At 72.8% G+C, this 9038-nt stretch carries 7 protein-coding genes; 4 read left to right on the top strand and 3 right to left on the bottom strand.

Annotation, left to right across the window (positions count from 1 at the left end; translation table 11 throughout):
• Nucleotides 1-365: 365 nt before the first annotated feature.
• The 3 genes from ACFVHV_RS42320 to ACFVHV_RS42330 form a co-directional block, all read right to left on the bottom strand.
• Nucleotides 366-1955, bottom strand: coding sequence for a PQQ-binding-like beta-propeller repeat protein (locus ACFVHV_RS42320; protein WP_359912885.1), 1590 nt, complete (start codon nt 1953-1955; stop codon nt 366-368).
• Between the two features lie 95 nt (nt 1956-2050).
• Nucleotides 2051-3208: an epoxide hydrolase family protein gene (locus tag ACFVHV_RS42325; protein ID WP_359912887.1), complete on the bottom strand. Its 1158-nt coding sequence runs from the start codon at nt 3206-3208 to the stop codon at nt 2051-2053.
• 70 nt (nt 3209-3278) lie between these two features.
• Nucleotides 3279-3692 carry an SgcJ/EcaC family oxidoreductase gene (locus tag ACFVHV_RS42330; protein ID WP_359912889.1) on the bottom strand — a complete coding sequence of 138 codons (414 nt, stop codon included), beginning with the start codon at nt 3690-3692 and terminating at the stop codon, nt 3279-3281.
• A 263-nt stretch (nt 3693-3955) separates the two neighbouring features.
• Between ACFVHV_RS42330 and ACFVHV_RS42335 the strand changes: the two genes are divergently transcribed.
• The 4 genes from ACFVHV_RS42335 to ACFVHV_RS42350 all read left to right on the top strand — a co-directional run bounded on the left by ACFVHV_RS42335 (nt 3956) and on the right by ACFVHV_RS42350 (nt 9004).
• Nucleotides 3956-5134, top strand: a complete 1179-nt coding sequence (locus tag ACFVHV_RS42335) for an acyl-CoA dehydrogenase family protein (protein WP_359912891.1) — start codon at nt 3956-3958, stop codon at nt 5132-5134.
• An 87-nt stretch (nt 5135-5221) separates the two neighbouring features.
• Nucleotides 5222-6454, top strand: a complete 1233-nt coding sequence (locus ACFVHV_RS42340; protein ID WP_359912894.1) for a cytochrome P450 — start codon at nt 5222-5224, stop codon at nt 6452-6454.
• Between the two features lie 21 nt (nt 6455-6475).
• Nucleotides 6476-7495 (top strand): alcohol dehydrogenase catalytic domain-containing protein, encoded by a 1020-nt coding sequence (locus tag ACFVHV_RS42345; protein ID WP_359912897.1) that lies wholly within the window; start codon nt 6476-6478, stop codon nt 7493-7495.
• Between the two features lie 54 nt (nt 7496-7549).
• On the top strand, nt 7550-9004 hold the full coding sequence (locus ACFVHV_RS42350; protein ID WP_380359010.1) for a multicopper oxidase family protein: 1455 nt from the start codon (nt 7550-7552) through the stop codon (nt 9002-9004).
• Nucleotides 9005-9038: the final 34 nt, after the last annotated feature.

Here is a 9038-nt window from a genome sequence, read left to right on the forward strand (position 1 = left end):
CGGGCCGGCCCCTCTGCGGGGGGGGTCGGGCGCCCGCGGGCCGCGGGGGCGGGCGTCCCCTCCGCCCCGGCCCCCCGCGACCGTGTCGAGGCTCGGAGCCCCGACGGCCGGGGTCCAGGCCCGGCACTTGGTAGACGGAGCCGGGCGCCGCGGATCGACATCGAGCGGGAGAATTTTCGGGAGTTCTTCCGTCGTGCCGCCGGAGTTCTTCCGTCGTGCCGTCCCGCCGGACGTCGCGCGACCCGTCGCAACGGCCGCGCGCACGGCACGCCCCGCGGCCGCACGCACGACGGCCACCGGCGCGGCGTGGATGCCGGGCCGGTGGCCGTCGGGTCGTCAGGGGCGGGGCGGTACGCGGAGGAGGGTCAGAGCGAGTAGGCGATCAGCTCGAACGACGGCTTGGTCGAGAACGCGGGGGCGCCCGCACCGACCAGGAGCAGGTTGCCGCTCACGGCCGGGAAGGAGATGATGCCGGCCGGTGTCCTGGCCGTCCACAGGGTCGCGCCGGTGGTGGTGTCGAAGCCGTAGACCTGGCCGTCGAAGGTGGAGGTGAAGACCACGTCGTTGGCCACCGTGGCGGCACCGAGCGCCATCTGCGGCAGGTCCCGCTGCCAGAGCACCTTGCCGGTCGCCACGTCGGCGGCGGTGAGGCCGCCCCGGCCCACGGTGTAGTCGGGCAGCTGCAGCCCGCCCCGGGAGTCGAGCTTGGCGGGATTGTCGACCCAGGGCACGAAGAGCCGCCCGCGGGAGAGCGCCATCGGCGTCTCCACCCCGCCGATGATGCCCGGCAGGACGGTGGTCGGGGTGTCCGGCAGCGGACCCTCGTCGTTCAGGTGGGTGCCGACCGGCAGGGTCCACAGCGGGGTTCCGTCGTCGGCCCGGTAGGCGTAGACCTTGCCCATCTTGCCCGCCGCCACCACGATCTCCGTGCGCTTGCCGCGGACCGTCGCGGTGGTCACGATCGGGGGGTCCTGGAGGTCGTAGTCCCGCAGGTCGTGCGGCGCGGTCTGCTGGAACCAGAGCAGCTTCCCGGTCCTGCTGTCCATCGCCAGCAGGCAGTTGGTGTAGAGGTTGGGGCCCGGCCGGCTGCTGCCGTTGGGGTACTCGGGCGTGCCGGGGAGCGGGGCGGGGTTGGCGACGGCGACGAACAGCCGTCCGTGCTCGTCGAGGGCCGGCGCGAACCAGGTCCCGCCGCCGCTGTTGATCTCCGGGTGGCCCCAGAGGTCGCCGTCCTTGACCGTGTTGAAGCTCCAGCGCGGATTCCCGGTGGCGGTGTCCAGCGCGAAGATCGTTCCCATGGCCCCCGGCACGTACTTGCCGAAGGTGTTCGGGACGGTGCTGACCACGACGGTGTCCTCGTACACCTGGGGAGCGACGTCGATGCCGCCCTCGCCGGAGGCGATCAGCTCCCGTGACCAGACGGTCCGGCCGGTCGCCGGGTCGAGTGCGAAGACGCCGGTGAACGTCGTGCCGAAGAGCAGGCCGCGCGCGTAGGCCACGCCGTTCGGCCCGACCGAGGGGCTGTTGAAGACGCGCTTCCAGCGGACCTTCCCGGTCTCCTTGTCCACCGCGGTGACGTCGGAGTTGAGACTGATCAGATAGACCGTGTCGCCCACGACGATCGGATTGGACGCCATGATGCCGGCGAAGGTCGGGTCGCCCTCCAGCGGGAGCCGCCACTTCACCTTGAGGTTCTTGACGTTGTGCGAGTCGATCGGTGTCCGGGTGACGTTCCTGGTGTTGGTCAGACCGCCGTTGGACAGGGCCCAGTCCTGTGGGTGGACCCGGCGGTCGTAGTCGCCCCGGGCGTTCTCGGTGCCCGCGGCGGCCGGGTCGGGGGCGGCCATGCCGGGTGCGATCGCCAGCGCCGCGGCGGCCAGCGCCGTGAACGCCAGCCAGCCCGGGGTGCGGCGACCGCGCCGCCCCGCGCCGCGGGTCTTCAGAATGACGGACAAGGCAACTCCGTTTCCGCTCGGTGTCGTTGCTCGACCCGGGCCTGGACGAATGGTGGCGGACCGGCTGCCCGGCCGCCGTGCGGGATGGACGGCGGTCAGCGCACCCGGCGCGCGAACGCCCGGACGTCGCCGACGAACAGCTCGGGCTCCTCCAGCGCGGCGAAGTGCCCGCCGCGCTCGAACTCGGACCAGTGGGCGAGGGTCGGGAGGATCCGCTCGGCCCAGCGGCGGATCGGCCGGACGGCGTCCTGCGGGAAGACGGCCACCCCGACCGGCGCGGCGAGCGGCCACGGGCCGGCCCAGGTGCGGACGAAGTCGGAGTCCAGCCGGTTGGACTCGTAGTAGAGCTGGGCGCTGGAGGCGGCGGAGGCGGTGAACCAGTAGATCGCCGCGTTGGTCAGCAGCCGGTCGCGGGACACCGCGTCCTCCGGCGCCGTCTCCGCGGCCGTCCACTCCTTGAACTTCTCCACGATCCAGGCGAGTTGGCCCACCGGCGAGTCGGTCAGGCCGTAGCCGACGGTCTGCGGCCGGGTGGACTGGATCTTCCGCCAGCCGGCCCCGTCCTGCTCGAAGTGCGCGGCGAACTCCAGCCTGGCCAGGTCCGCCCCGTCCAGGTTCGCGAACTCGGCCGGGTCCTGCGGCGGGAAGGTGGCGAGCATGTTGAGGTGGACGCCGGCGACGTGCGCCGGATCGGCCAGACCGAGCTGGAGGGAGACCGGCATGCCCCAGTCGCCGCCCTGGACGAGGTACCGGTCGTAGTCGAGGCGGTGCATCAGCTCGGCCCAGGCCCGGCCGACCCGGGCGGTGTCCCAGCCGGTCTCCCGGGGGCGGCCGGAGAAGCCGTAGCCGGGCAGCGAGGGGATGACCACGTGGAACGCGTCGGCCGGATCGCCGCCGTGCGCCCGCGGGTCGGTCAACGGCCCGATCACGTCCAGGAACTCGACCACCGAGCCGGGCCAGCCGTGGGTGATGATCAACGGCGTGGCAGCCGGCTCCGGCGAGCGCACGTGCAGGAAGTGGATGTCCACGCCGTCGATCTCGGTCAGGAACTGCGGGAACGCGTTGAGCTGCTCCTCGGCCTTGCGCCAGTCGAAGCCGGTGCGCCAGTACTCGGCCAGCTCCTTCAGGTAGCCGAGCGGAACCCCGCGCTGCCAGCCCACGCCCGGCAGTTCACCGGGCCAGCGGGTCGCCGCGAGCCGGCGGTCCAGGTCGTCGAGGGCTTCCTGCGGGATGTCGATACGGAAGGGGCGCATGCCGGGTCCTCTCAGTGGACGCTCGGATCGGAGGTGCGGGCAGCGCGGGCCGGGACCGGCCCGCCGGGTCTCAGGCGGCGATGGGCGTGTTCTGGTACGAGGCGATCCGCCAGTCGGAGCCCTGGCGGGCCAGCACCCAGGTCGCGCGGATCGCCCGCTCGGCCGTCACCTCGGTGTCCCCGGGGGCCAGCACGCCGCCCTGGGTGACCAGCACGGCGACGTCCGCGGCCAGCGGGCGGACCGACACCGGCTCGCCCGTGACCCGGGTTCCCTTGAACGGGCCGGCGAAGGCCTGGGTCATGAACGCGCGGATCGCCTGACGGCTCGTCAGGTAGATGTCGCCGGGCAGGATCAGCGTCGCGTCCTCGGTGAAGACCTCGGCGAAGCCGTCGGCGTCCTGGGCGGCCCAGGCCGCGACGATCCGCTCCGGAACGGCGCGCAGCGCGGAGGCCTCGGGGGAGTTGGGCGGGGGAGTGGCGGACATGGCTCTCTCCTTCTCCGGTGGTCCCGGCCGCGATCACGGCGGCCGGGTGACGGCCAGCCTCACACCGGCCCCCGACGGGTGACAACTTCCCGATTGCGATGGATCGTTGGACACCAGGGTGGCCTGGACACGCTCCGGACGCGCCGCAATCCGGGAGATGCGGGCATCCCGCCCGGCTGCCAGCCTCGACAGGGCCGATCAACGACCGCGGCCCGGACGGCCAACCCGTTCCGCGTGGGCCGCCCACTTCGGAGGAGCCCCCGATGACTGCCAAGGAATCCCCGTCCCGGGAAGAACTGGTGAGCCGTGCAGCCGAGTTGGTGCCGCTGCTGCAGAAGAACGCGCTGTGGCACGAGGAGCACCGCCGGCTGTCCGACGAGACGCTGGCCGCGCTGACCGACTCCGGACTGCTGCAGATCCGGGTGCCGGTCCGCTACGGCGGCTACGAATCCGACATGCGCACCGCGGTGGACGTGATCGCCGAGCTGGCCCGCGGCGACGGCTCCACGGCCTGGGTCATGGCGGTCTACGCCATCAGCTCCTGGATGGCCGGCCTGTTCCCGGACGAGGTGCAGGACGAGATCTTCGCCGACCCGGGCGTGCGGGTGAGCGGCATCCTCAGCCCGACCGCGGTCGCCGTTCCGGTCGACGGCGGCGTGCTGCTGAACGGCAAGTGGACGTTCAACTCGGGCGCGCTGCACAGCTCCTGGAACACCAACGCGGCCGTGCTGATGACCCCGGACGGGCCGCAGCCGATCATGGTGGCCGTCCCGCTGGCGGACCTGGAGATCGTCGACGACTGGCACACCACCGGCCTGCGCGGCTCCGGCAGCGTCACCACCGTCGCCACCGACCTGTTCGTCCCCGAGCCGCGGGTGCTGCCGATGGTCCCGGTGCTCCAGGGCCGGCACCGCTCCCTGGCGAACGCCGAATCGCCCATCTACCGGGCCCCGTTCATGCCCACCGCGTGCGCCACGGTGGCCGCGCCGGCGCTCGGGCTGGCCAAGGCCGCCAAGGAGGCGTTCTTCGAGCGGCTCCCCGGCCGGAAGATCAGCTACACCGAGTACGCCAACCAGGCCGAGGCCCCGGTGACCCACCTCCAGGTGGCCGATGCCATCACCAGGATCGACGAGGTGGAGTTCCACGCCCACCGCGCCGCCGCCCTGATCGACACCAAGGGCCCCACCGGCGAGGAGTGGACCCTGGAGGAGCGGGCCCGGATCAGGCTCGACCTCGGTGCCGTCTGCTCGCGCACCAAGGAGGCGGTGGACATCCTCAACACCGCCAGCGGCGGCTCCTCGATCTACACCACCGTCCCGATCCAGCGCATCGAGCGGGACGTCCAGACCCTCAACCTGCACGGCATCCTGCACCCCAACACCAACCTCGAACTGTACGGACGGGTCGCCTGCGGCCTCGGGCCCAACACCCTCTACCTGTAGCCGGCGCCCCACCGGACAGGGCCGCACCGAGCGGCCCTGTCCGGCATGCCCTGCCCGCCGTTCCCACCGACCGCCCGGAGGATCCCCATGGCAATCCCCGAACCCGTCGTCATCGACCCCGCCGGACACGACATCCACGCCGAGGGCGCGCGGATCCGGGCGAACGGCCCGGTCGCCCGGATCGAACTGCCCGGCGGCGTGCTCGGCTGGTCGATCACCGACCACGAGACCGCCCGCCAGGCCCTCACCGACCACCGGCTGTCCAAGGACCCGCGCCAGCACTGGACGGCCTTCGCCGAGGGCAGGATCGGCGAGGACTTCCCGCTCATCGGCTGGGTGCTGATGGACAACCTCACCACCCGGTACGGCGCCGACCACACCCGGCTGCGCCGGCTGACCGCCGGGGCCTTCACCCCGCGCCGGGTCGAGGCCATGCGGGCCGAGGTCGAGAAGGCCGTCGACGAGCTGCTGGACGAGCTGGACCGCTGCGAACCCGGCGAGGTGCTGGACCTCAAGGCCCGCTTCGCCCGCCCGATGCCCGCCCGGGTGATCTGCGACCTGTTCGGAGTGCCGGCCGAGGACCGCGCGCAGATGCTGCGCGGCGGCGAGGCGAACATCGACACCACCCTCACCCCCGAGGAGTCGGCGGCCAACGTCGAGCAGTGGCACCGGGAGATGCAGGAGTTCGTCGAGGCCAAGCGCCGCAGCCCCGGGGACGACCTGACCAGCGACCTGGTCCAGGCCCAGGAGGAGGACGGCTCCCGGCTGAACGACTCCGAACTGGTCGGCACCCTGCACCTGTTGCTCGCCACCGGGACCGAGCCGGTGATGAACCTGCTCGCCAACGCGACCCGGGCCCTGCTCGCCCACCCCGACCAGCTGGCGCTGCTGCGCAGCGGCGCGGTGAGCTGGTCGGACGTGATCGAGGAGACCCTGCGCGTCGAGGCGCCGGTCGCCCACCTGCCCTTCCGCTTCGCGGTGGAGGACATCGAGATCGGCGGCGTCGTCATCGCCAAGGGCGACCCGGTCCTGATCAACTTCGCGGCGGTGGGCCGCGACCGCACCGTGCACGGCGACAGCGCGGACGCCTTCGACGCCGCCCGGCCGGACAAGGAGCACCTCTCCTTCGGCCACGGCGTCTACCGCTGCATCGGCATGCCGCTGGCCCGAATGGAGGCCGAGATCGCGCTCGCCGCGCTGTTCCGGCGCTTCCCCGACATCGAACTCGCCGTCCCCGACAAGGACTTGGCACCGCAGGTCACCTTCATCATGAACGGCGTGGAGACCCTCCCGGTCCGCCTCACGCCGCGAAACCGCTGACACGAAAGGGAGGTCCGTCCGATGTGGGCAGCCGTCGTACCCGAGGCCAAGGCGCGCTGGGAACTGCGCGAGATCCCCACCCCCACGGCAGGTCCGGGTCAGGTACTGATCCGGGTCCACGCCTGCGGGGTCTGCCACAACGACCTCTGGGTCAGCCAGGGTGTCTTCCCCTTCCCGCCGCTCGACCCGGTGGTGGTCGGTCACGAGGCCGCCGGGGAGGTCGTCGAGGTCGGCCCGGGCGTGACCACCCGCCGGGTCGGGGACCGGGTCGGCACCACGTGGGTGCAGGCGACCTGCGGCCGGTGCGACTACTGCCGGCTCAACCTCCCGCTCACCGGGCAGTCCGGGATGAACTGCCCCGAGTCGGTGATGAGCGGCCTCACCGTGCAGGGCGGTCACGCGCAGTACGTCGCGGTGTCGGCCGCCAGCACGGTGCTGCTGCCGGACGCCCTGTCGTACGAGGCCGCGGCGCCCGTGCTGTGCGCGGGGTACACCGCGTGGAGCGCGCTGCGCGCCGCCAACCCCGAGCCGGGCGAGCGGGTCGCCGTCCTCGGGATCGGCGGACTCGGCCACCTCGCCGTGCAGTTCGCCCGTGCCGCCGGCTTCGAGACGGTGGCCGTCACCCGCTCGCCGGACAAGCACGAGCTGGCCCGCACGCTCGGCGCGGACCACGTGGTCGCCGACGGCGAGCAGCTGCGGGCGGCCGGCGGCGCCGACGTGGTCCTGGTGACCGGCACCTCCTACCGGGCCGCGACCGAGACCCTCCAGGGACTGCGCCCGAACGGCCGGCTCGTGCTCGCCACCATCGACCCGGTCGACTCCTTCACGATCCCGCCCACCAGCCCGTTCTGGGCGCAGCGCCAGCAGGTTATCGGCGCCACCCACAACGGCCTCGACCAGCTCACCGAGGCCCTCGACCTGGTCGCGTCCGGGGCCGTCACGCCGCTGATCGAGACCTTCCCCAAGGAGCGGGTCGCCGAGGCGCTCGAACGGGTGGAACGCGGTGAGGTCCGCTTCCGCGCGGTCGTGAGCTACGCCTGACGCACCGGCAGCGACCGCATGCGACCGCATGGGGACCGACGTGGGGAGGACACTGTGTACAGACGAAGATTCCTGGGCCTCGCGGGCCTCGCGGCGGTGACCGGGGTGGGCCTGCCGGTGGGCGCCGTGGCCGGCGGGGACCCGCTGCCCCCCGCACCGATCGGCCGGGGGACGCCCAAGGGGCCGTTCTCCGTGCGGATGCCGGTGCCGCCGACCCTGCGGCCGGTGGCGCGGACCGACGACACCGACGTCTACCGGCTCGACGTCCTGACCGCCGACCTGGAGCTGGTCCCCGGTGTCCGGACCAGCTGCCTGACCTACGGCGGCAGCTTCGTCGGCCCGACGATCCGGGCCCGGGAGGGCCGCCGGGTGCTGGTCACCTACCGCAACCGGCTGCCCGAGGCCGTCAACGTGCACCTGCACGGCGGCCACGTCCCGGCGGACAGCGACGGCCACCCGATGCAGCTGATCGACCCGGGCGGCGAGCGCCGCTACGAGTACCCGAACCGGCAGCCCGGGGCCACCCTCTGGTACCACGACCACAGCCACCACGCGGAGGCCGAGCACGTCTACCGCGGCCTGCACGCCTTCTACCTGATCGAGGGCGAGGACGAGCGCCGGCACGACCTGCCGAGGGACGAGTACGACGTGCCGATCGCGATCCGGGACGCCGAGTTCGACGCCGCGGGGCAGTTGGTCCACGGCGATCCGGCGAAGCGGAACGTGATCCTGGTCAACGGCCGTTCCAAGCCGTACTTCCCGGTGGCCGCCCGCAAGTACCGCCTGCGCCTGCTGAACAGCTCGACCCTGCGGTTCCTGAAGCTGAACTTCGGCTCCCTGCCGGTCCTCCAGATCGGCTCGGACGGCGGTCTGCTGCCCGCGCCGGTCGACCGGACGGGGACGGACTTCCCGCTCGCCGCCGGTGAACGGGTGGACCTGGTGGTGGACTTCTCCGGGCTGGCGGTCGGCAGCAGGGCGGCGCTCACCAACCAGGGCCAGTACACCGGCGACGACCGGATCGAGCCGGTGCTGCAGTTCGCGGTTGACCGCCGGGCGCGCGACCGCAGCGGTGTGCCGGCCGTCCTGCGGCCGCTGCCCGAGCTGCCGCCGGCCACGGTCCACCGCGAGCTGACGCTCTCCTTCGACCTGAACGGCACGCCGACCGGCCTGGTCAACGGCCTGCCCTTCGACCCGGACCGGGTCGACCAGCGGGTCCGCCGCGGTGCCACCGAGATCTGGACGGTCACCAACGGCGACAGCGCCACCAAGTACGGTCCGATCCAGCACTCCTTCCACCTGCACCTGGCGCAGTTCCGGGTGCTCGACCGGGACGGCCGGCCGCCGCTGCCCGGTGACGCCGGCCTGAAGGACACCGTGCCGCTTCCGCCCGGTACTTCGGTCCGGGTCCAGGCGACCTTCACCGACTACCTCGGCCGCTACATGTACCACTGCCACATGCTGGAGCACTCCTCGGCGGGCATGATGGGCCAGATGGAGATCGTCGACTGATCCGCCCCGACGGCGGGCCGGGCCGGGCACACGG

The sequence above is a fragment of the Kitasatospora sp. NPDC127116 genome (genome assembly GCF_042677365.1).
Classification (GTDB): domain Bacteria; phylum Actinomycetota; class Actinomycetes; order Streptomycetales; family Streptomycetaceae; genus Kitasatospora; species Kitasatospora lactacystinica.